The following is a 21,069-nucleotide window of genomic DNA, read 5'->3' as shown; positions in this document are numbered from 1 at the left end:
GTCGTCGGCGCCCACGTCCATGACGTGGGCGCCGGTCAGGCCGGTCGCGGCCATGCCGGACAGGAGTTCCAGCAGGCGTTCCGCCCGTACGGCCGGCGGCGTGACGGGCAGCAGCGGCTTCATCAGATCCATCGCGGCGTGTTCCACGAGATGGCCGGTCGGGCGGCCGCCGGCGTCGCAGACCACGGCGGCGCGCTGGGCGAACACACGCGGCCCGTCGATGCCCGCCCGCTCCAGCGCGGCCCCGCTGACCAGGACGGAGTGCGCGTCGTAGAGCCGCAGGTGCGCGGGGGCGCCGGACACCGCCTCCTCGATCAGGTCGTGGTGGAGCGCCCGGCCGCCGAACACGTTGTGGTCGAGCCCGTAGCCGAGCACCCACCCGTCCACCCGCGGCGCCGCGCGGAGGGCGGCGCGCAGCCCGCCGAGGTCGGTGACTCCGGACAGATCGGTGCCGGTGGCCAGGTCCAGGCCCCACAGCGGATGGGCGTGCGCGTCGGTCAGGCCGGGCACCAGGGTCGCTCCCGCCAGGTCCACGACGCGGGTGCCGTTCCCCCGCCAGTCCCGCGCGTCGCTGTCGTCGCCGACGGCGGCGATCAGGCCGCCCTTGACGGCGAGCGCGGTGGCGCGCGGCCGGGCCGGGTCGAGGGTACGGACGCGGGCGCCGATCAGGACGAGGTCGGCTGTGGGCACGGTTCACTCCCGAAGTTCTGGTAGACCTCCGCGCGGTGCCTTCTGAGCCAGAGCGCCAGCCCTGTTCCGATGGCGAAGACCGCGGGGATGAGGGTGAGGATGACCGTGTTCACCGCGACGGCGCCGCCGGTGAACAGGGAGATCTTGGTGACGATCAGGCCGAGCGCCCCGGCGAGCAGGACCGCGGCGGCGACGGGCGCGACGAGCGTGCGCACGAGGCCCTCCCCCCGCCGGTCCCTGCCGAAGTAGAACGGTACGGCGATGGCCGCCAGCAGCATCAGCGTCACCAGGCTCATCATGCCCAGCGTGTTCACCCAGAGCAGCAGGTGGGTGTACGGGTCGGCGCCGGCCAGCCAGAAGGCGAGCACGACGACCAGGCCGAGCGCGGTCTGGGCGATGCCCGCGACGTACGGGGACTGGTGGCGGGGATGGATCCGGCCGAGCACGGACGGGAGCACCCGCTCCTCGGCCAGCGACAGGGTGTAGCGGTTGATCGCGTTGTGGAAGGCGAGCAGCGAGGCGAAGATGCTGGTCACGATCAGGATGTGCATGAGGTCGGCGGCCCAGCCGCCCACGTAGGCGGTGATCGCGCCGAAGAAGAGCCCGGCCGGGTCGTCCGCGGCGGCCTTCACGATGGCGGCGCCGCCGAAGGCCTGGATCACGATCCAGACGATGAACGCGTAGAAGAAGCCGAGGAAGGCCAGCGCGACGTAGGTGGCGCGCGGGATCGTGCGGCCGGGGTCGCGGGCCTCGCGCCGGTAGATCACGGTCGACTCGAACCCGGTGAACGCGCCGAACGCGAACGCCAGGACGGCGATCATGCCCGGCGCCGTCACGTTGACCGGGGCGAAGGAGTCCAGGCTCAGCGTGCCCTTCAGCAGCACCCCGCCGGCCAGGAGCAGCAGGATCGCGGTCTCGGCGACGAGCAGGACGCCCAGGACCTTGGCGCCGAAGGTGATCGAGCGGTAGCCGCCGTAGTAGGTGATCAGCAGCCCGGCCACGGCGATGACGACCCAGGGCACGTCGATGCCCAGCAGGCTCTTCAGCGTGCCGGCGGTGGCGCTGCCGAGCAGGCCGTACACGCCGATCTCCATGGCGTTGTAGCCGACCATGGCCACCAGCGCGCCGCCGGCTCCGGCCGGGCGGCCCAGCCCGTGGGTGATGAACGCGTAGAAGGCGCCGCCGCCGCGTACGTGCCTGCTCATCGTGGTGAAGCCGATCGCGAAGATCGCCAGGACGAGACCCGCGACCAGGTAGCCGGCGGGAGCCCCGATGCCGCCGAGCATGATCGCGATGGGCGAGACCCCCGCCATGACGGTGAGCGGCGCGGCGGCGGAGATGACGAAGAAGGAGATGTCGACGCTGCCGAGCGAGTCGGATCTGAGAGGCATGGCGGTTACGCCCTTCTAGGCACCAGCACCAAAAACCTAAAGCGTTTTGATTTTGGCAATGTAGCCTCTGAGGGCACGCTTGAGAAGACGTAACGGGGAGAACGACACATGGGCCGGCCTCGGACACCACTCCTTGACCGCGAACGCATCACCACCGCCGCGCTGGCCCTGGTCGACGAGCAGGGCGAGGTCAGCCTGCCGCAGATCGCGCGGCGGCTCGGCGTGCAGACCGGCTCGCTCTACCACCACGTCGACGGGCGCGAGGGCGTCATCGAGCTGATCCGCGAGCACGTCTCCTACCGGATCGACTCCTCCATGCTCGACGTCCCGCCCTGGGACAAGGCGCTGGCCGGCTGGGCGCGTTCCTACCGCGCCGCCTTCGCCGCGCACCCGCGCGCCATCCCGCTGCTTCTGGCGACGCCGGTGCGGACGCCGCGGGTGCTGGGGCAGTACGAGCAGGCCGTACGGATGCTGAACGAGGCCGGGTTCGCCCTCCGGGACGTCCTGACCATGATCACCGCGGTGGAGAACCTGATCTTCGGCTCGGCTCTCGACCTGGCCGCGCCGGACCCGATCTGGGACCTGTCCGGCCAGAACGACGCCCCCGCCCTGTCCCAGGCGATGGCCGCCGCCCCGCCGTCGCGCGCCGACGACGCCTTCGAACTGGCCCTGGCCGCCTGCCTGGCCCACTTCAGGACCGTGGCGAGCCGCTGACATCTCCTTCGACCGGCCCCCACGCCCTTCGGCCGGCCCCACGCCCTTCGGCCGGCCTCCACGCCGAGGAGGTCCCCGACCCGTGGACGCCGATACCGCTCCACATGGGCCAGCCGCCCCACGCGGTCCTGCCGGGGCGGGCCGCAGGGTGCGTGGGGGTCATTATGGGAGGAAGTCCCGGTGGGGTGTTGCGGGTGCGAGTGCGCGTGCCGCCAGCCAGGCCGCGGCGTCCTCGCCCCGCCCGGCGACCAGCGGCGCGCAGTCCGGCAGCAGATCCCGTACGGCCCGCCGTACCGGACCCTCGCTCGTCAGCACGCTCCCGGCCAGCACCACGGGCGTGCCGGGCACGTGCACCTCGCGGAAGGTCCGCACCAGCAACCCGGCCGCCCGCTCGACGATCTTCACCGCCGCCGGATCGCCCTCACCGGCCGCCCGGCTGACCAGGGGCGCCAGTTCGGCCAGCGCCAGCGGCGCGGCCGCCTGGACGGCCACCGCCACCATCTCCGGCTCGCGGACGCCAAGGTGCCCGAGCACCGACGCGGTGAGCGGGCCCGGTGTCCCGCGGACGGCCGAGCGGGCCGCCTGCCGCCCGATCCAGAACCCGGAGCCCTCGTCCCCGAGCTGCCAGCCGTGCCCGTCGGCCGTCGCCGCGATCTCGTGGTCAATAATTTTCGCCGCGATCGCCCCCGTGCCGGAGATCAGCACGGTTCCGGAGGCCGCGGGTGTGCCCGCGGCGAAGGCCACGACCACGTCCCCGACCACCCGCGGCGCCACCGGGAAGTGCGCGGCAAGCCCCTCGGGCAGCCCCTCGATGCCCGCCAGACCGATCACCGCCGCCCGGACCCCGCCGGGCCCGGCCGTCGCCAACGCCTCCTCGATGGCCTTGCCCACCTGGCGAAAAGCCTCTCCGGGCGGGCAGGCGGCCGGGTTGCCGCATCCGGCCCGCCCCCGCCCCAGCACCTGCCCGTCCAGGGTGGCGACGACCGCGCGCGACGACGTCCCTCCGGCGTCCACGCCGAGAACTAAACTCATGTCAAGAATTATCGGCCTAAACCCTTGACGACACCAGATGGTGAGCATAATTTTCACCATCAAGGAGGACGACGTGGAACTACTGCCCCGGATCCGGGCCGAGCAGGGCGAGATGCCCGAAGCGCTGCGCAAGGTCGCGGAGGTGATCCTGGACGACCCGGCGGAGACAGCCAGGATGACCATCGTGGATCTGGCCGAGCGCAGCGGCACGTCCACGGCCACGATCACCCGGTTCTGCCGGGCGCTGGGCTTCAGCGGCTACGCCGAACTCCGGGTCACGATCGCCAGCCAGACCGGCCGGGCCGCCCAGCAGCATTGGGACACCGACATAGGGCAGGAGATCCTGCCCGCCGACGGCCTGGACAAGGTGCTGGGCGTGGTCTCCAACAGCGACATCCGGCTGATCCAGGAGACCGCCGCCCAGCTCGACCTGGCCACGGTGGAGAAGGTGGCGAACGTCATCAAGAACGCCGGCCGGGTGCTGCTGTTCGGCGTGGCCAGCAGCGCGGCGGTCGCCGGTGAGATGGAGTACCGCCTCCAGCGCATCCGCGTCCCCACCTGGAGCAGGTCGGACGCGCACAGCGCGCTGACCGACGCCGCGCTGCTGGGCGACGGCGACGTGGCGATCGGCATCTCGCACAGCGGCAGGACCAGGGAGGTCATCGAGGTGCTCGCCGAGGCGGCGAGCCACGGCGCGATCACCGTGGCGGTCACCTCGCATCCGAGCTCCCCGCTGGCCGAGGTGGCCGAACTGGTCCTCACGACGGCGGCGCGGGAGACGACCTTCCGCAGCGACGGGTTCGCCGCGATCCACTCCCAGCTGCTCGTCCTCGACGTGGTCTACGTCGCGGTCGCGCAGCGCACCTACGAGCGCACCAAGGAGGCGTTCGACCTGACGGTACGCGCCGTCACCGGACACCGCCTAGACGGAGGGCAATGAACCCCGACACCTACGCAGACCATGTGGCCGACCTGGTCAGGACCATTCCGCGGACCCACGCCGGCGAGATCGGGCAAGCCGCCCGCCTTATCGGCAGATGTCTCGACAACGGGGGCGTGATCCAGGCCTTCGGCTCCGGCCACTCGGAAGCGGTCGCCATGGAGATCGCCGGCCGCGCGGGCGGCCTCGTGCCCACCAACCGGCTCGCCCTGCGCGACATCGTCCTGTACGGCGGAGCCGACCGCGCCGAACTCACCCGCTACGACCTCGAACGCGACCCCGAGGTCGCGCACCGCATCCTGGCCGCCGCCCCGATCGGCGAGCCGGACCTGTTCGTGGTCATCTCCAACTCCGGCGTCAACGGCGTCGTGGTGGAGCTGGCCCAGGCCGTCAAGAAGCGCGGTCACGACCTGATCGCCATCACCTCCCTGGCCCACAGCACCGCCGTCGCCTCCCGCCATCCCTCGGGCGCCCGGTTGTGCGACCTGGCCGACGTGGTGCTCGACAACATGGCACCGTACGGCGACGCCGTACTCCCCCTTCCGGACGGCGGCGCGGTCGGCGCGGTCTCCACGATCACCTCGGCCCTGCTCGCCCAGCTCGTCGTCACGCGGGTCGTCCGCGACCAGCTGGAGGCGGGCAAGGCCCCGCCGATCTACCTGTCGGCCAACGTGCCGGAGGGCGACGAGCACAACCTGCGCCTCGAAGCGCTCTACGCGGGCCGGATCCGCCGCGGCTCCTGAACTCCCTCGCAACCCCCAGCACAAGGACCAGTCTCTTAGCCGAAAGCTGTCTTCGTCATGCCTGAAAACACCCCCACGCGCCGCGGATTCCTCGGCCTGCTCGCCCTCACCCCGGTCGTCGCCGCCTGCGCCACCGGCGGCGGCGCGCCCGTGGCCTCCGCCCCGGCCGCCGCCGGGCCCACCAGCGCCGCCAACCCGCTCGGCGTCGCCGCCAAGGACCCGCTGGACGTCGTCATCTTCAAGGGCGGATTCGGCGACGACTGGGCGAAGTTCGCCGAGTCGCTCTACACCAAGCGCCATCCAGGGGCGAAGATCACGCACGCCGGCATCCAGGGCGTCGGCCAGGCCATGCAGCCGCGCATGGTGGCCGGCGACCCGCCCGACGTGATCGACAACTCCGGCGCCGGCGCGCTGGACGTCGCCTCGCTCGTCGCCGACAAGCAGCTTCTGTCGCTGGAGAAGTTACTCGACGCGCCCTCGGCCGACGATCCGGCCGTCAAGGTGCGCGACACCCTGGTGCCCGGCATCGTCGAGGCGGGCAGCTTCGGCGGCGTGCCGTACGTGCTCAACTACGCCTATACCGTCTGGGGCCTGTGGTACAGCTCCTCACTGTTCGCCAAGCACGGCTGGACCTACCCGGCGACCTGGGCCGAGATGCTGACGCTCGGCGACGAGATCAAGAAGGCGGGCCTGGCCCCCTGGACCTATCAGGGCAAGTACCCCGAGTACATGAACGACCCGCTGCTCACCATGGTCGCCAAGGCCGGCGGCATGGAGCAGGTCGCCGCCATCGACAACCTGGAGCCCGGCGCCTGGCGGGCCGGCAGCGTCAAGGACGTCGTCGAGGCCTTCGCCGAGCTGGCCGGGCGCGGGCACATCATGAAGGGCTCGGAAGCGCTGTCGCACACCGAGGCGCAGACCGCCTGGTGCCAGGGCAAGGCCGTCTTCCTCCCCTGCGGCTCCTGGCTGGAGGCCGAACAGGCCAAGGTCACCCCCGCCGGCTTCGACATGGTCGCCGGGCCCACGCCCCGGCTCTCGGACGGCGACAAGCTGCCCGGCACCGCCATCCAGGCCGCGGGCAGCGAGCCGTTCATCGTCCCCGCGCAGGGCAAGAACACCGCGGGCGGGCTGGAGTTCCTGCGCCTCATGCTGGCGAAGGAGAGCGCGGCCAACTTCGCCACGACCGCCAGCGCCATGCCGGTGCGCAAGGACGCGCTGGAGGGGCTCCCGCTGTCCAGCGGGCTGAAGTCGGTGGGCGAACTGGTCGCGGCGGCGGGCGAGCACGTGCTGTCCTACCGCTTTCCCGGCTGGTACGCGCCGCTGGCGAAAGCCGTACACGACTCGACGGGAGAGCTGCTCAACGGCCGGGTCAGCGCCGCGCAGTGGACGGATCGCGTGCAGAAGGCCGCCGACCAGGTGGCCGCGGACGCCTCGATCACCAAGTACGAGCGATGAGGCACCGCCGGCTGCCGTTCATCGCGGGGTTCCTCGTCCTGCCGCTGACGCTGTACGCGGTGCTCGTGCTCTCGCCCTACGCGCAGGCGTTCTACCTGGCGCTGACCGACTGGCGCGGGGTCTCGGCACGGGCGGAGTTCGTCGGGGCGGACAACTTCGCCCGGCTGCTGGACGATCCGCAGGTGCTGGCGGCGCTGAAGAACAACGCTCTCATGCTGCTGGTGGTGCCGATCGCCACCGTGGTGCTCGCGCTGTTCCTGGCCGCGGCGCTCAGCCTCGGCCGCCGGCGGGGCGCGGGGGTCTACCGCGTCGTCTACTTCTTCCCGCAACTGCTGTCGGTCGCCGTGGTCGGGGTCCTGTTCCAGTTCGTCTACACCCCGAACTCCGGGCTGCTCAACGGGGTCCTGAACCTGCTGGGCATCGAGGGACGCTCCTGGCTCGGCGACCCGTCGCTCGCGCTGTGGGCGGTCATGGCGGTGGTCGTGTGGAGCGCGGCCGGCTTCTACGTGGTGTTGTTCTGCGCCGCGATGGAGTCGATCCCCCGGGAGATCCTGGAGGCCGCCGCCATCGACGGCGCCTCCGCGCTCACCCGCCTGACCCGCGTCGTACTGCCGCTGGTCTGGGAGAACGTCCAGGTCGCCTTCATCTATCTGGGCATGGCCGCCCTCGACGGCTTCGCCATCGTGCAGATCATGACCGTCGGTCCCGGCGGCCCCGACAACGCCACCGAGGTGCTCGGCCTCACCCTGTACCGCAACGCCTTCACCTACGGGAAGTTCGGCTACGCCTCCGCGCTCGGGGTCGCGCTGTTCTTCCTCACCCTGGCGCTCGCCGTGCTCGTGCTGCGTGGTTCGCGCCGCGATCGGGTGGAGATGGCATGACCCTCTCTCATCGGGTACGGCGGCCGCGCCCGTGGAGCTCGTTGCTGCACCTGGCCCTCGTGGGCTGGGGCGTCATCGTCACGCTGCCGCTGGTGTGGGCGGTGATGAGCTCGTTCAAGGCCGACCGGGACATCCTGACCAGCCCGTGGAGCCTGCCGGACCGGTTGCATGGGGAGAACTGGGTTCGGGCATGGACAGAAGCCTCCATTGGCCGATATTTCCTGAACTCGGCGGTTGTGGTGGGGAGCGCGGTGGTTCTCACCATGTTGTTCGGGGCGATGGTGGCCTACGTCCTGGCCCGTTACCGCTTCCCCGGTTCGCGGCTCCTCTACTACCTGTTCATCGCCGGGATGGCCTTCCCCCTCTTCCTCGCCCTCGTCCCGCTCTTCTTCGTCGTGCGCTCCCTGGGCCTGCTCGGCACCCCGCTCGGGCTGATCCTCGTCTACACCGCGTACGCGCTGCCGTTCACCGTCTTCTTCCTGACCTCCTTCTTCCGCACGCTGCCCACCTCCGTCGCCGAAGCCGCCTTCCTCGACGGCTGCTCCCACTCCGGCGTGTTCTTCCGGGTCATGCTGCCCATGGCCAAGCCCGGCCTCATCAGCGTCGGCATCTTCAACTTCCTCGGCCTCTGGAACCAGTACCTGCTGCCGCTCGCGCTCAATCCGGAGGAGTCCGAGTTCGTCCTGGCGCAGGGGCTGGCGGTGCTGGCCGTACGGCAGGGCTACGCCAGCGACTGGAGCGGGCTGTTCGCCGGGCTCACGATCTCGATGCTGCCGGTGCTGGCCGCGTACGTGGTCTTCCAGCGCCGTATCACCTCCGGCCTCACCGCCGGAGCCGTCCGTTAGCACCAACAGGTGAGGAGAAACCCCCCATGATGAAGCACTTACTCGTGGCCCTGGCCGTGCTGGGCACGCTGGCCGTGCCCGCGCGGGCCACGGCCGCTCCGGCGGTGCGCCTGCAGTACTACACGACCGCGCCCCAGCCCGCCGCACCGCAGGCGGAGCCCCTGTTCAACCTCGTCAACACGGGCACGACGACGCTCCGGCTGCGCGACCTGAAGATCCGCTACTACTTCACCGGCTCGGGACCCCACGTCTTCGCCTGCTCGTGGGCGCGGGCAGGATGCTCGCAGGTCACCGGCACGTTCGGCAACGGCTACCTGGAGGTGGGCTTCCGCGGCGGGACGCTGGGCGCGGGCGCCCAGACCCAGCTGGAGGTGCGCTTCCACCGGGCCGACTGGCAGTCGTTCAGCCAGAGCGACGACTACTCCTTCGGCGCCGTGCCGGCCTACACCGACTGGCCGAAGGCCACCGTCCACCTGGCCGGCACGCGGCTGTGGGGCGACCCGCCCACGACCGGGCCCGCGGGCGTGCTGTTCGACGACTTCGCGTACACCAGCGCCGACGACCCGCTCATCGCCGCGCGTAACTGGACGGTCCGCACCAACCCCGGCGGGCCGGGCGTGCCGGGAGCCACCTGGCCGAAGGGGAACGTGACCTTCCCGACGGCCGACGGCGCCAAGGTGATGCAGCTGAAGGCGACCAACGACGGCGTGAACGTCACCCAGTCGGAGATGCTGCACCAGCGCAAGTTCTTCGAGGGCACCTACGCCGCCCGGGTGAGGTTCAGCGACGCCCCCACCACGGGCGCCGACGGGGACGAGACGGTGCAGACGTTCTTCACCATCACCCCGCTGGACGCGCCGATGGACCCGGACTACGGCGAACTGGACTTCGAGTACCTGCCCAACGGCGGGTGGGGCCTGACCGGCCCGCTCATGTACATGACGAGCTGGGAGACCTACCAGCCCGACCCGTGGCTGGCCGACAACACCTCGACGTTCGTCAACTCCAGCCACGCCGGCTGGCACGACCTGGTCGTCCAGGTCTCCGGCGGCACGATCCGCTACTACATCGACGGCCGGCTCGCCGCCGAGCACGGCGGCAAGTACTATCCCGAGACTCCTATGTCGATCAACTTCAACGAGTGGTTCATCTCGGCCGGCCAGACCGGGCCGATGCGCACCTGGATCCAGCAGGTCGACTGGGTCTACCACGCCAAGAACGAGGTCGTCTCCCCCGCCGAGGTGAACAGCCGGGTCGCCGGCTACCGCGCGGGCGGCGTCACCTGGCAGGACACCATCTGACCTGAACCGGCCCGGCCTCCCGGGGCCGGGCCGGCCTTGCCCGTGCGCGTACCGGTGGAAGATCGTAGTGTGAGGCCGTTTCCGCCCCACACCAAGGATCTCCCCCATGACGATGACTCTGACCGAGGCGGGACTGACCCTCGCCGACCCGTCGGCCTACGCCGACGAGGCCCGGCTGCACCGGGCGCTCAGCCTGCTGCGCCGCGACGATCCGGTGCACTGGGTGGAGGCGGAGGGATACCAGCCGTTCTGGGCCGTGACCCGCCACGCCGACATCATGGAGATCGAACGCAATCATCCCGTCTTCCGCAACGCGCCCCGGCCGGTGCTGGCCAAGGCCGAGACGGACGCCCGGATGGCTCAGAGCCGGGCCGAGGGCACCGCCCTGCGGACGCTGATCCACATGGACGACCCGCAGCACCGGGTGACCCGCGCGATCGGCGCCGACTGGTTCAAGCCCAGGGCCATGCGCGCGATGGAGCAGCGGGTGCGGGAGCTGGCCCGGCAGTACGTGGACCGGATGAGCGAGTACGGCGGAGAATGCGACTTCGCCACCCAGGTCGCCACGCAGTACCCGCTGTATGTGATCCTCTCGCTGCTCGGCCTGCCGGAGTCGGACTTCCCCCGGATGCTCAAGCTCACCCAGCAGTTGTTCGGCGGCACCGACAAGGAGTTCCAGCGGGGCGACACCACTGAGGACATCATGGCGACGCTGCTCGACTTCTTCACCTACTTCCACGGCCTGACCGCCGCGCGCAGGGACACCCCCACCGACGACCTCGCCTCGGCCATCGCCAACGCCCGCGTCGACGGCGAGCTCCTGTCCGACTACGACGCCGCCTCCTACTACGTCATCATCGCCACCGCCGGCCACGACACCACCAGCTCCACGATCAGCGGCGGCCTGCACGCGCTCATTGAGCACCCCGCCGAGCTGGCCCGGCTGCGCGACGATCCCGCCCTGCTGCCGGCCGCGGTCGAGGAGATGATCCGCTGGGTGACGCCGGTCAAGGAGTTCATGCGCACGGCCGCCGCCGACACCCGGGTGAACGGCGTGGCTGTCAAGGCGGGCGAGTCGGTGCTCCTGTCCTACCCCTCGGCCAACCGCGACGAGGACGTCTTCACCGACCCGTTCCGCTTCGACGTCGGCCGCGACCCCAACAAGCACCTCGCCTTCGGGTTCGGCGTCCACTACTGCCTCGGCGCGGCCCTGGCCCGCATGGAGACCCGGGCCCTGTTCGCCGAGCTCCTGCCCCGCCTCGCCTCGATCGAACTCGCCGGAACACCCGAGTGGATGTCGACCACCTTCGTGGGCGGCCTGAAGCACCTGCCGATCCGCTACCGCCTGAAGAGCTGACCGCCACGGCGCAACGCCTCAACGGCTTCCTCCGGCACCTCGATCACGATGGAGTGGTAGCTCTCGATCCGCGAGACGATCTCCTCCCGGGGACCCTTCAGCCAGGCGTCACTGCCGTAGAACTCCTCCTCCTGCTCGCGATGCGCCTCAAGCGAGGCGAAGGCCCGGATGAGGTAGGCCTCCTCGTGGCCGTCCTCATCCACCAGCGACGCCCCGCTGTCCACGACGTCGATGCCGTACTGGCGCAGCAGAGGTACGGCCAGCGTCGCCATCGCATGGACGAAGTCGGCACGGGTGCCGGGCTTGAGGCGGTAGGTCCGGAATTCGAGAACCGACATGATGCTCCTTGTCACGGTACGAACAAGGAACATCATCTCGCGCCCGGGTCCGTCATTAGTCAAATTTGTCTAGTAGAGTGCTCGGCATGACCGGTGAAAAGACCGTGCCGCTGCTGCCCTGCCGTTCCATCGACGAGATCGCCGAGTTCTACGAGATGCTGGGCTTCACCAAGACCTACCGTCAGACCCGCCCGAACCCGTACGTGACGCTGAAGCGCGACGACATCGAGATCGGATTCTTCGGCATGCCGGACTTCATCCCGGAAGACTCCTACGGGAGTTGCGTCGTGGTGGTGCCCGACACCGGGGAACTGTTCGGCGCCTTCGCCGAGGGGATGCGCGCGACGTACGGCAAGCTGCTGGTCTCCGGCATCCCCAGGATGACCCGCCCGCGCAAGCGGAAGAACGCCGACAACCATTCCGGATTCACGGTGATCGACCCCGGCGGCAACTGGATCAGATTCATGGCCGCCCAGGCCGACACCGGCGCCGCGGACACGGACCCGCCGCTGACCAAGCTGGCCGCCTCCATACGCAACGCCGTGGTCATGGGCGACTCCCACGGCAATCACGACCAGGCCGCCCGCATCCTGGACACCGCCCTGCGCCGCGACCAGGACACCGCGACGCCGAAGGAACTCCTGGAAGCCCTGGCCTACCGCGCCGAACTGGCCGCCCGGGCCGACGACCACCCCGCCGCCCGTGAGTTCCTCACCAAGGCCCGGCAGATCCCCCTCACCGAAGCCGACCAGGACACGATGGCCGACACCCTCACCAGCCTCAACGACCTCGCCGCCGTCCTGCGAACCTGACGGTTCCGCTGCCGGAAGCCGGGGCTCGACCGAGCGACCCGGATGGGAGCCCTGGACCAGCGTCAGGTCCGGATATTTCGCGTCAACCGCCGAGAGGAACGCGCCGCGCGATCACCTTCCTGCGGCTGATCCGCCAGCCCTGGCCCAGCCGCAGGACGGTGTCCTCGTAGATGACGCTCCCGCTGGTGCCGTCGGCGTTGACCCCGATGCCCTTGGAACGAGCACGCACCCGCCCATCGGCCTCCTCGTTCAGGACGATGTTCGTGACGTGATGCCCGACCGGGTTCAGCTCCCCCAGCGCGCGCCCGGCGTCGGCGCAGGCCGCCACCCCTCTCAGGACCTCCTGCCCGAAGTCGGTCACGTCATAGAGCACGTCGGCGGTGAACACCTCGTCCAGGCGATCGAGCTCTCCGCTGTCGCACAGGTGCCCGTGCATCGCGATCAGGTCGGTGATGGCGACGCGGTCCTCGTAGGTGAGTGTCATGATGCGCTACGGTAAACGGGGAACTCCCCATTTAGCAACCGAGGAGCATCGGATGGCGGCCGGACGGCCACGCAGAGCGGACGCGGCCAGGAGTGCCCAGGCGCTGCTCGCGGCGGCGCGGGAGCTCTTCGACGAGCGCGGGCCCGACGTCGCGCTGGACGAGGTGGCCCGCCGGGCGGGCGTGGGCAACGCGACCCTCTACCGCCACTTCCCCACCCGTCAGGACCTGATCGTGGCGGTGTACGCGAGCGAGGTCACCGCGCTGGAGGAGCAGGGCGCCACACTGCTCGGTACCGAACCGGCGGCGCAGGCACTGTTCACCTGGCTGGACGCCTTCGTCACCCACGTCGCCACCAAACGCGCGCCGGCCCTGGCGGGAACGGACACCGAGCGCCGCACCGAGCTGTTCGACCGGTGGCACAGCTCCATGCGGGCGACCGCCCAGAAGCTCCTCACCCGAGCCCAGCGGTCCGGCGAGGTGAACGCCGCCCTCACCGCTACCGACCTGCTCACCCTGACCAGCGCCGCCGCCATCGCCGCCACCGGCGCGGAACACGCACGCGAACTCCTCCGCATCATGCACCACGGCTTCGCGAGCACCCCAGCGCGCGACAGCTTCGATGGCACCCTGGCGCGTGGCGGCGAGTAGCGGCTCACCGGCTCAGACGCTGGGCCGCTTCGCGGACACCCCGGCGCGCGACGGCCCGACGCGTGGCGGCCTGGCTCGCGGCGGCGAGTAGCGATTACCGGGTCAGGCGCTCCCGGGCGAGGGTCCAGTGCGGCATCTCGGCGGTCTCCTCCGCGTCCTCCTCGTACCAGCCCGTCTCCGCCAGCCAGGTCTCCAGCCAGCCGGTCAGGTCGTCGGCGTCGACGTACCAGGCGAGATGCTCGTCATCGTCACTGCTCAGCCCGTTCGGCTCGTACAGCAGCACCGTGGCGCGCGCGTGCTCGCAGTCGATCGCCGCGTACATCCCGCACCCCCAGTCCAGCACGGGCAGGACGCCCGCCGGCCATCGTTCCTCCTCGCGGGCCGCGACGGCCTCGCGCAGGGAGAGCAGCTGGTAGTCGGGCCCGAACCCGCCGTCGGCCACCTCCAGGTAGAGGCGCCGCAGCAGGGGTGGCAGCGGGAAGCCCAGCTCACGCTCGGCCTGCCCGAGCTCGTCGGCGGTCACGGTGGGCGGCAGGTCCTCTTCGGACGCCTTGGCGATCACCCGCCGGAGCAGATCGTCGGTCATGGCGGCCATCCTGGCAGCCGCCACCGACGGTTTCGGCCTGCCGGTCGAGCCGCTGGTCGTCGCCCGGCCCGCGATCTCGGGGCACGCTTCGGGCCGACTTGACGGGGGTGTGAGAGACCTGAGCCTCACCGCGACCACCTCCTTCCCCGACGTGCCCAGCCCCGATGTGGCACCGGATCGTTCCTGCTGGGCGCCGCCGGGCTGATCGCCGGGCGGCAGGCCACCACCCACTGGCACGTCCTCGACGAGCCGGCCGCCCGCGGCCCAGCACGATTCGTGAACACCGTGCCTGAGCAGCCCACCCGAGGACGTGTCCCCCGAGGCCACGGCATAGGGTCGATCCCATGCACAGCATGATCACGATTCGCGAGGCGGGGCCCGGCGACGGTGACGTTCTCGGTGAGATTCACGCCGTCTCCTGGGGCATCTCGCACGGCCCGTTGTGCACGCCGAAAGTCGCCGCCGCCGGGATCGAGGAGCGGCGCGTCAAGTGGCACACCATCGTGGCCGAGGGCGGGGATCCGATCCTGCTCGCGCTCCTGGACGACCGGGCAGGAGCCTTTTCCCGCTTCGGCGCCTCCTCCAGCCCAGGACTGGCGGAGATCCACACCTTCTTCGCCCACCCGGACGTCTGGGGCAGCGGCTTGGCGGCGGCCCTGCTGACCGCCACCTTGGACCGGCTGCGGGAGGCCGGCTACGACCGGGTGCATCTGTGGACGCTCCGGGATTCGGCTCAGGCACGCCGCTTCTACGGCAAGCACGGCTTCGCCGAGACCGGCAGGCGGCACGACCACGACTTCGGCGAGGGCCCTCCGGTCGCCCTGATGGAGTTCGATCGAGCCCTCCCCGGCCCCGCCCTCTGACGAGCCGGTCACGGGGTGCGGTGCAGGGCCGGGCGGCGGGCCCAGGTGGCCCATCGCCAGAGCCATTCGAGCGGCCCCTGCCGGAAGCGCCGCAGCCACAACGTGGACACCACCCACTGGGGCACGAGTACGGCTCCCGCGATCAGCACGACCATCCCCGATGACCACGCGTCCGGCGACCCCCCGAGCACGAGGGTGGCCAGCAGCACGAGCACGGTGGCGGTCAGGTAGTTGGTCAGTGCCATCCGGCCCAGCGGCGCGAACACCCGGTGCAGCACCGGCCGCAGCGGCGTACGCAGCAGGAGCAGCAGGCCGCACACGTAGACGCCCGCCGTCAGCAGCCCGGCCACGGAGAACCAGAGGTTGGAGCCGGTCGCGACCTGCAGCCACACGGCGGGCACCGCCCCCGCCGCGAAGAGCACGAACAGGACGGCCGGGCCGCGCACGGCGTGCTCCATCCGGTCGATCACGCCGTAGCGCGTCAGCGCCGAGCCCAGCAGGAACAGCCCGGGTACCAGCGGCACGCCGTTGCTGCCGAGGATCAGTGGCGTCGCGATGAGGGCGGCCGCCAGCCCAGCGACGGCCCAGCGCGGCAGCCAGGTCGAGGGCAGCAGTACGACGAGGCCGGCGACGGCGTAGATGGTCAGGATGTCGCCCCGCCACAGCAGGAACATGTGCGCCAGACCTATGGCGGCCAGGACCAGGAGGCGCCGCAGCAGCAGGACGCGCGGACGTGGGGTGTGGCGGCGCGCCGACTCCAGCAGCAGCGAGAACCCGACGCCGAACAGCAGCGAGAAGATCGGGAAGAAGCGCTGGTCGACGAGCAGCCCCAGCAGGGAAGGCCCGCTGTCCGGATCGGCCGGCGCGGTGCCGCCCATGTGCGCGATCGGCTTGACGTTGGCGAGCAGGATGCCGCACAGGGCGAACCCGCGCAGCACGTCGAGCGCGGCGACCCTCGGCCGGCCGGAGGACGTCGCGGGGAGCGTTTCTTGTGACATGAGGCTTCATCCTGCGAGCCGGGACCGGCCCCCACATCGGCGGAAAGCAGGGAAAGGGACCGTACCTTTGGCCGGTACAGCCCGGCGGGGTCCTCTTCTAGCCTGGGCGACGTGCGTGTTCCCGAACAGCTGAAGAACGCGGGGCTCGGTGCCGTGCTGGCGGCGGCCGTCGCCTTCCAGGCGTACCAGGTCGCCGGCAGCTGGGGGCCCGGTCATGGGTTGTTCGGGGCGGCGGTGGCGGTCGTGGTGTGCGTACTCGCTCTCGTGCGCGGGCTCAGCCCGCTGTGGACGGCGCTCGCGGGCCTGGCCGTCGCCGCGCTCGCCGTTCTCGCCACCCGCCTCGTCCCCCTGCCCGCCGAGCCCAGCCCGGCCACCTCGCTGGCACTCGCGGTGCTCGTCGGCGCCGCGGTCAGGACGCTGCCCGTGCGCGTGGCCGGCGCCGTGGCCGCCGCCGGGCTGGCCGTGGTGGCGGGCGGCTTCCTCGCCGATCCCGGCTCGGCGGTGCCGCCGCTGAGCGCCCTGGCCTGGCTGGCCGCCGTGCTGCTCGGGCTGGCCCCCCGGCTGCTCGCCGCCCGCCGCCACACCGCGGCCGAGCGGGTACGGCAGGCCGAACGCCTGGAGCTGGCCAGGGAGCTGCACGACGTCGTCGCCCACCACATCACCAGCATCGTGCTCCAGGCCCAGGCCGCCCAGCTCGTCGCCGCCAAGCATCCGGAGAAGACCCCCGGCTCCCTGGCCGGCATCGAGTCGGCGGGCACCGCGGCGCTGGCCGCCACCCGGCGCGTGGTGGACCTTCTGCGCGAGGCCGCCCCGGCCGGCGAGGGCCATGAACGGCTCGGCGAGCTGATCGAGGGCTTCGCCGGCCAGGGCCGCCGGGCGTACCTGCGGATGGACGCGGAACCGTCCGGCTGGCCGCCGGAGGTGAGCAGTACCGTGTACCGGATCGTGCGGGAGGCGCTGACGAACGTCGCCCGGCACGCGCCGCACGCGCGCGCGGTCACCGTCGGCATCAGCGAGGACGACCGGGCGGTGACCGTCGCGGTCGAGGACGACGCGCCGCAGGCGCCCGCCCGCCGCTACCGCCGTCCCGGGTACGGGCTGATCGGGATGCGCGAGCGCCTCGAAGCGCTCGGCGGCACGCTGGCGGCCGGGCCCCGGCCCGGCCGCGGCTGGTCCGTCCACGCCGTCATCCCGACCGGCGGGCGTCGATGACGCCGCCCATCCGGGTGCTGCTGGCCGACGACCAGGAGATGATCAGGGCCAGCCTGCGGATCATCCTGGAGGACCAGCCCGGCATCATCGTGGTCGCCGAGGCCGCCGACGGCGTGGAGGCGATCGAGCAGGCGCGCCGGACGCTGCCGGACGTGTGCCTGGTGGACGTCCAGATGCCCCGCCTGGACGGGATCGGGGTGGCCCGCGCGCTGGCCGGCGCGCCGACGCGGGTGGTCATGGTGACCACGTTCGACCTGGACGAGTACGTCTACGGGGCGTTGCGGCTGGGGGCCGCCGGGTTCGTGCTGAAGGACGCGGGTCCCAAGCTGCTCGTGGAGGCGGTGCGGGCCGCGTACACGGGGGACGCGCTCATCTCGCCGTCGATCACGCTGCGGTTGCTGCGCCATCTGGCCGAACGCGGGGCGCGGGCAGGGGCGCGGGTGCCGGTACGGCCGCTGACCGCGCGGGAGGCCGAGATCGTCCGGGCGATCGCCAGGGGGCGTACCAACCAGGAGATCGCCGATGAGCTGTTCCTGTCGCTGAGCACCGTCAAGGGGTATGTGTCGGGCATCCTGGACAAGCTCGGCGTCCGCGGGCGGGTCGGGATCGTGGCCTGGGCCTGGGAGAGCCGCCTCATGGACGGCTCCTAGTCGGTGGGCTCGGCGTCGGGCTCCACGTCCCGGCTCTCCTGTTCGGCGGCCTCGCGCCGCTCCTCCCGCACCTTCCGCTCGGGATCGGGCGGGGGGTCGATCGGCTCCGCCGGGATCGGGCGCGGTGTGTCCCGTACTTCGACGCCGGCGCGCTCGACCCGCATGTCGCTCTCGCCGTTGACCCGACCGACGGCTTCGGGAAGGTCTTCGGGCTCTCGTTCGTCCATGCCGCTCATCTGCCCGGACGGCTCGCGCCAAACCTCCGGCAGGGGCGGGTGCGGCCGCCCCTGCCGATGGTCAGCGGCCGGGGCGGCCGCAGCTGTCCTGGGCGCCGGTGTTACGGCTGCGGATCTGCCACGACTCCCCGACCCCGGTGTACGTCTTGTTGTTGAACTTGACGGCCTTGCGCGGCGCTCCCGAGTTCCCCCAGTCCGCGGTCTTCCCGTAGGAGGCCGCCTGCTCGTAGTGCAGGTGGTTCACGCCGTTGGCGGTCGGACCGCTGCGGCCGACCTCGCCGATCTTCTTGCCCATCGGCACCGTCTGGCCCACCTTCACGCTGCGCTTCTTCAGGTGAAGGTAGGTCGTGAACCAGTCCTTTCCGGTCTTGAACGTGTGCCGGATCTGCACGACGTGCCCGGCCTGGTCGTCCTTGTAGGCAAGGACGACCTTGCCCGATGCGGACGCGCGTACCCACTGCCCATATGTCGAGGGCTTGTTGGTGTTGTGGTCGCCCAGCCAGAAATCGAGCGCCGGGTTGTGGTCTCTGGTCGACGCCTCCGCGTACCATTTCTGGTTGCAGGTGAAAGGCATCTGGAACTTGGGCCGCTTGACCGTCTTCCGCAGGTCGGCCGACTGCTCGGCCGCCTGCGGGGCCGCGGTCTCCGTCCGCTGCTCAGAGGCCTGCGCGGGGGCCGCCACTGCCAGCACGGCGGCCACGCCGACGGCGAATTTCAGAAACATGGGAAGCTCCTTCGAAACCGGGGAGATCAGGCTGATTTCCCGTTGGTGAAGGACACTATGAATAAGCGCTTTGGATTCCCTGTCGATGCGTTATATCCGGGGACCCTGAAAGCTTCCAGGTATACAGAATGTTCGCGAAAAGTCAGAGGACTGCGCGCAGGGCGGGGAGGAAACCGCCTGCGTCGTCGGCGAAGCCGGTGTGGTCGCCGGGGAACACGACCGGCTCGATGCCCAGGGCGGCGCCGAGGGCGCGGGAGGTACGGTCGCACAGTTGCCCGGCCGACTCCTCGCCGATGCCGATCACGAGGCGCGGGGCCGCGCGCAGCAGGTCCAGGTCGGGCGCCCAGTGGGTGGTGCCGTGCAGCTCGTGGGCGAACCAGCGCCGCTCGTCGGCCACGTCCTGCGGGTCGCGCTCGCCGCCGAACATCATCTCCAGCGCCTCGTCGGGCACCGTGATGCCGGCCTGCGCCATGAACTTCGCCCACGCGCCGACCGCGTCGCCGCCGAGGTAGGTGGCGATGAGCTCGCCGGTCTGGGCGTGGAGCTTGTCGCGGTCCTCCAGGAGTTCGACGAGCGGGGGCTCGTGGGCGATGACCGCGCGCAGCTGCTCCGGGTGGGTCTGGGCGAGGGCGAGGGCGGTGATCGCGCCGCCGCTGGAGCCGAAGACCACGGCGGGACCGGCGTCCACGTGTGCCAGCAGGCGTGACAGGTCGCCGGCGCGCAGTTCCGGCGTGGAGTCCTGGGCGGGGTCGTCGAGCAGGCTGCGCTTGATGCCGCGCGGGTCGGCGGTGAGCACGGTGTGGTCGGTGGCCAGCAGGTCGGCCAGCGGGGCGAAGGAGTCGGCGTCCATCGGGGCGCCGGCGAGGGCGACGAGCGGGCCCTGGCCGCGTACCTCGAAGTGCAGGCGGGCGCCCGGGGTGCCGAGAGTGCCGACGGTCATGATGTCCTCCTGGATGCGGTGGCCCTGAGGGGCCGGTGGTGGGTCGCTGCCGCGGAGACCGCGTTCAGCAGGGGTGGTGCGGCGGTGGCCACGAGCAGCGCGAGCGCCGCCGGGATCACCAGGGCGAGGGGCAGCGTCGCCGCTGTGGCGACGTAGCCGATGAGGGCGGGTCCGACGAGGCCGCCGCCGTAGCTGATGGTGGTGACCGCCGACAGGCGGCGGGCCGCGCCGTCGGCGGCGCCGAGCAGGCTGGCCACGATCGGCCAGACGACGGCCATGCCGGCGCCGGCCAGCGCCCAGCCGGCCATCGCGCAGCCCACCCGCGCCGCCGTGCCGAAGGGCAGGACGCCGGCGAGCAGGACGAGGCCGTAACCGGCGGTGGCGGTCACGCCGCACAGCCGGATCGTGGTGCGGACGCCGAGCCGGGTGCGCAGCGCGTCCCCGGCGAAGCGGACGAGTGTCATCGCGACGAAGAAGACGGTGTACACGAGCGAGCCGGTGGCGGGGTCGGCGCCCAGGACGCGGGTGGCGTGCACCCCGGCCCAGTCGGTGGCGGCGCCCTCGGTGATGAAGGCCGCCGCGCCGACCACGCCGAGCATCACCATGATCCCGGGCCGCGGCGGAGCGGGCCGCGCGTGCCCGGCGGGCTGAGGGACGAGGCGCAGGGGTGGCTCCGGGATGCCTTTGACCCCCAGCAAGGCCACGGCCAGGATGATCGCGCCCGTGCCCATCAGCACCCGCACGTCCACCCCGGCCCGCAGGGCCGCGGTGATGACCGCGCCGCCCGCCACGGCCCCGAGCGTCCACGTCCCGTGCACCGTGGCCATGACCGGCCGCGCGAGGGAACGCTCCACGGCCGCCGCCTGGAGGCTCAGGGCCACGTTGAGCAGCCCGAACAGCATGCCGAGCACGACCGCCGAGATCATCAGCGTGCCGGTCCCGCCGGCCAGCGCCGGGCCGGCCAGCCCGAGCGCCGCCGCCGGAGCGCAGATCCGGAGCAGGCGCCGCCCCGTCCACCGCTCGGCCAGCCGGCCGGCCACCGGCATGGCCACGAGGGCGCCGACGGCCAGCGCCATCAGCAGCCCGCCGAGCCGTCCCGGCCCGAGTTCCAGGCGGGCGTCGGTGGCCGGGAGCGTGGCGCCCCACAGCGCGTTCATCACACCGGTCAGCCCGTAGGCCATCATGATCGTCCCTCGTCCCGCCATGTCTCGATCCTGGCGGCGGCGCT

At 71.5% G+C, this 21,069-nt stretch carries 25 protein-coding genes; 14 read left to right on the top strand and 11 right to left on the bottom strand.

What is annotated here, in order from left to right; all coding sequences use genetic code 11:
- Together ACFWY5_RS53395 and ACFWY5_RS53390 are read right to left on the bottom strand one after the other, a co-directional pair.
- A partial coding sequence (locus ACFWY5_RS53395) for an amidohydrolase family protein (RefSeq protein ID WP_379639665.1) occupies positions 1-690 on the bottom strand: 690 nt, incomplete at its 3' end.
- Positions 666-2,081: an APC family permease gene (locus ACFWY5_RS53390; protein WP_379639664.1), complete on the bottom strand. Its 1,416-nt coding sequence runs from the start codon at positions 2,079-2,081 to the stop codon at positions 666-668. The genes ACFWY5_RS53390 and ACFWY5_RS53395, both read right to left, overlap by 25 nt.
- A gap of 108 nt (positions 2,082-2,189) precedes the next feature.
- On the opposite strand from ACFWY5_RS53390, the gene ACFWY5_RS53385 reads away from it, so the two are divergent.
- Positions 2,190-2,795 (top strand): TetR/AcrR family transcriptional regulator C-terminal domain-containing protein, encoded by a 606-nt coding sequence (locus ACFWY5_RS53385; RefSeq protein ID WP_379639663.1) that lies wholly within the window; start codon positions 2,190-2,192, stop codon positions 2,793-2,795.
- A 162-nt stretch (positions 2,796-2,957) separates the two neighbouring features.
- On the opposite strand, the gene ACFWY5_RS53380 is transcribed toward ACFWY5_RS53385, so the two are convergent.
- A complete protein-coding gene (locus ACFWY5_RS53380; protein WP_379639661.1) occupies positions 2,958-3,827 on the bottom strand; it encodes an N-acetylglucosamine kinase in 870 nt (289 codons plus the stop codon).
- Positions 3,828-3,900: 73 nt separating this feature from the next.
- Here ACFWY5_RS53380 and ACFWY5_RS53375 point away from each other — a divergent pair, with 73 nt between their 5' ends.
- From ACFWY5_RS53375 to ACFWY5_RS53345, 7 genes are all read left to right on the top strand, one after another.
- A complete protein-coding gene (locus ACFWY5_RS53375; RefSeq protein WP_379627955.1) occupies positions 3,901-4,767 on the top strand; it encodes a MurR/RpiR family transcriptional regulator in 867 nt (288 codons plus the stop codon).
- Positions 4,764-5,510: a sugar isomerase domain-containing protein gene (locus ACFWY5_RS53370; protein ID WP_379639660.1), complete on the top strand. Its 747-nt coding sequence runs from the start codon at positions 4,764-4,766 to the stop codon at positions 5,508-5,510. The genes ACFWY5_RS53375 and ACFWY5_RS53370 overlap by 4 nt, the downstream gene beginning before the upstream one ends.
- Positions 5,511-5,567: 57 nt before the next feature.
- Entirely contained in the window at positions 5,568-6,965 is a 1,398-nt protein-coding gene (gene ngcE, locus ACFWY5_RS53365; protein WP_379639659.1) for an N-acetylglucosamine/diacetylchitobiose ABC transporter substrate-binding protein, read from the top strand.
- Positions 6,962-7,846 carry a carbohydrate ABC transporter permease gene (locus ACFWY5_RS53360; protein ID WP_379628203.1) on the top strand — a complete coding sequence of 295 codons (885 nt, stop codon included), beginning with the start codon at positions 6,962-6,964 and terminating at the stop codon, positions 7,844-7,846. Before ngcE ends, ACFWY5_RS53360 begins: the two co-directional genes overlap by 4 nt.
- Positions 7,843-8,691, top strand: coding sequence for a carbohydrate ABC transporter permease (locus ACFWY5_RS53355; RefSeq protein WP_379639658.1), 849 nt, complete (start codon positions 7,843-7,845; stop codon positions 8,689-8,691). Before ACFWY5_RS53360 ends, ACFWY5_RS53355 begins: the two co-directional genes overlap by 4 nt.
- A gap of 26 nt (positions 8,692-8,717) precedes the next feature.
- The gene (locus tag ACFWY5_RS53350; RefSeq protein ID WP_379639657.1) at positions 8,718-9,992 is read left to right on the top strand and encodes a cellulose binding domain-containing protein; all 1,275 of its coding nucleotides are present in this window, start codon (positions 8,718-8,720) and stop codon (positions 9,990-9,992) included.
- A gap of 106 nt (positions 9,993-10,098) precedes the next feature.
- Positions 10,099-11,349, top strand: a complete 1,251-nt coding sequence (locus ACFWY5_RS53345; protein WP_379639656.1) for a cytochrome P450 — start codon at positions 10,099-10,101, stop codon at positions 11,347-11,349.
- Here ACFWY5_RS53345 and ACFWY5_RS53340 read toward each other — a convergent pair.
- Positions 11,331-11,687 carry an NIPSNAP family protein gene (locus ACFWY5_RS53340; protein ID WP_379639655.1) on the bottom strand — a complete coding sequence of 119 codons (357 nt, stop codon included), beginning with the start codon at positions 11,685-11,687 and terminating at the stop codon, positions 11,331-11,333. The genes ACFWY5_RS53345 and ACFWY5_RS53340 overlap by 19 nt on opposite strands.
- 86 nt (positions 11,688-11,773) lie before the next feature.
- Here ACFWY5_RS53340 and ACFWY5_RS53335 point away from each other — a divergent pair, with 86 nt between their 5' ends.
- Positions 11,774-12,499 carry a VOC family protein gene (locus tag ACFWY5_RS53335; RefSeq protein WP_379639654.1) on the top strand — a complete coding sequence of 242 codons (726 nt, stop codon included), beginning with the start codon at positions 11,774-11,776 and terminating at the stop codon, positions 12,497-12,499.
- Between the two features lie 82 nt (positions 12,500-12,581).
- Here the strand turns inward: ACFWY5_RS53335 and ACFWY5_RS53330 are convergent, their stop codons facing one another.
- Positions 12,582-12,983, bottom strand: a complete 402-nt coding sequence (locus ACFWY5_RS53330; RefSeq protein ID WP_379639653.1) for a nuclear transport factor 2 family protein — start codon at positions 12,981-12,983, stop codon at positions 12,582-12,584.
- 52 nt (positions 12,984-13,035) lie between these two features.
- Between ACFWY5_RS53330 and ACFWY5_RS53325 the strand changes: the two genes are divergently transcribed.
- Positions 13,036-13,632: a TetR/AcrR family transcriptional regulator gene (locus ACFWY5_RS53325; RefSeq protein ID WP_379639652.1), complete on the top strand. Its 597-nt coding sequence runs from the start codon at positions 13,036-13,038 to the stop codon at positions 13,630-13,632.
- Between the two features lie 94 nt (positions 13,633-13,726).
- On the opposite strand, the gene ACFWY5_RS53320 is transcribed toward ACFWY5_RS53325, so the two are convergent.
- Complete coding sequence (locus ACFWY5_RS53320; protein ID WP_379639651.1) at positions 13,727-14,218, bottom strand: SMI1/KNR4 family protein; 492 nt, start codon at positions 14,216-14,218, stop codon at positions 13,727-13,729.
- Between ACFWY5_RS53320 and ACFWY5_RS53315 the strand changes: the two genes are divergently transcribed.
- Positions 14,217-14,423 (top strand): hypothetical protein, encoded by a 207-nt coding sequence (locus tag ACFWY5_RS53315; protein ID WP_379639650.1) that lies wholly within the window; start codon positions 14,217-14,219, stop codon positions 14,421-14,423. The two genes, ACFWY5_RS53320 and ACFWY5_RS53315, sit on opposite strands and share 2 nt — an antisense overlap.
- Before the next feature lie 139 nt (positions 14,424-14,562).
- On the top strand, positions 14,563-15,081 hold the full coding sequence (locus tag ACFWY5_RS53310) for a GNAT family N-acetyltransferase (protein ID WP_379639649.1): 519 nt from the start codon (positions 14,563-14,565) through the stop codon (positions 15,079-15,081).
- Positions 15,082-15,089: 8 nt separating this feature from the next.
- Here ACFWY5_RS53310 and ACFWY5_RS53305 read toward each other — a convergent pair whose 3' ends face one another.
- Positions 15,090-16,079, bottom strand: a complete 990-nt coding sequence (locus ACFWY5_RS53305) for a DUF418 domain-containing protein (RefSeq protein WP_379639648.1) — start codon at positions 16,077-16,079, stop codon at positions 15,090-15,092.
- A 111-nt stretch (positions 16,080-16,190) separates the two neighbouring features.
- On the opposite strand from ACFWY5_RS53305, the gene ACFWY5_RS53300 reads away from it, so the two are divergent.
- Both ACFWY5_RS53300 and ACFWY5_RS53295 read left to right on the top strand, forming a co-directional pair.
- Positions 16,191-17,291 carry a sensor histidine kinase gene (locus ACFWY5_RS53300; protein ID WP_379639647.1) on the top strand — a complete coding sequence of 367 codons (1,101 nt, stop codon included), beginning with the start codon at positions 16,191-16,193 and terminating at the stop codon, positions 17,289-17,291.
- Positions 17,288-17,941 (top strand): response regulator, encoded by a 654-nt coding sequence (locus tag ACFWY5_RS53295; RefSeq protein WP_379622950.1) that lies wholly within the window; start codon positions 17,288-17,290, stop codon positions 17,939-17,941. Before ACFWY5_RS53300 ends, ACFWY5_RS53295 begins: the two co-directional genes overlap by 4 nt.
- Here ACFWY5_RS53295 and ACFWY5_RS53290 read toward each other — a convergent pair.
- The 4 genes from ACFWY5_RS53290 to ACFWY5_RS53275 all read right to left on the bottom strand — a co-directional run bounded on the left by ACFWY5_RS53290 (position 17,938) and on the right by ACFWY5_RS53275 (position 21,046).
- A complete protein-coding gene (locus tag ACFWY5_RS53290) occupies positions 17,938-18,168 on the bottom strand; it encodes a hypothetical protein (RefSeq protein WP_379639646.1) in 231 nt (76 codons plus the stop codon). The two genes, ACFWY5_RS53295 and ACFWY5_RS53290, sit on opposite strands and share 4 nt — an antisense overlap.
- Positions 18,169-18,238: 70 nt before the next feature.
- Positions 18,239-18,901, bottom strand: coding sequence for a M23 family metallopeptidase (locus ACFWY5_RS53285; protein WP_379622954.1), 663 nt, complete (start codon positions 18,899-18,901; stop codon positions 18,239-18,241).
- A 142-nt stretch (positions 18,902-19,043) separates the two neighbouring features.
- Entirely contained in the window at positions 19,044-19,841 is a 798-nt protein-coding gene (locus ACFWY5_RS53280) for an alpha/beta fold hydrolase (protein ID WP_379622956.1), read from the bottom strand.
- Positions 19,838-21,046, bottom strand: coding sequence for an MFS transporter (locus tag ACFWY5_RS53275; protein ID WP_379639645.1), 1,209 nt, complete (start codon positions 21,044-21,046; stop codon positions 19,838-19,840). Before ACFWY5_RS53275 ends, ACFWY5_RS53280 begins: the two co-directional genes overlap by 4 nt.
- Positions 21,047-21,069 lie beyond the last annotated feature (23 nt).

The sequence above is a fragment of the Nonomuraea sp. NPDC059007 genome, from assembly GCF_042740555.1.
Lineage (GTDB): Bacteria > Actinomycetota > Actinomycetes > Streptosporangiales > Streptosporangiaceae > Nonomuraea.
Note: the sequence above shows the minus strand (reverse complement) of the source record. Positions and strands in the feature narration are given on the sequence as shown.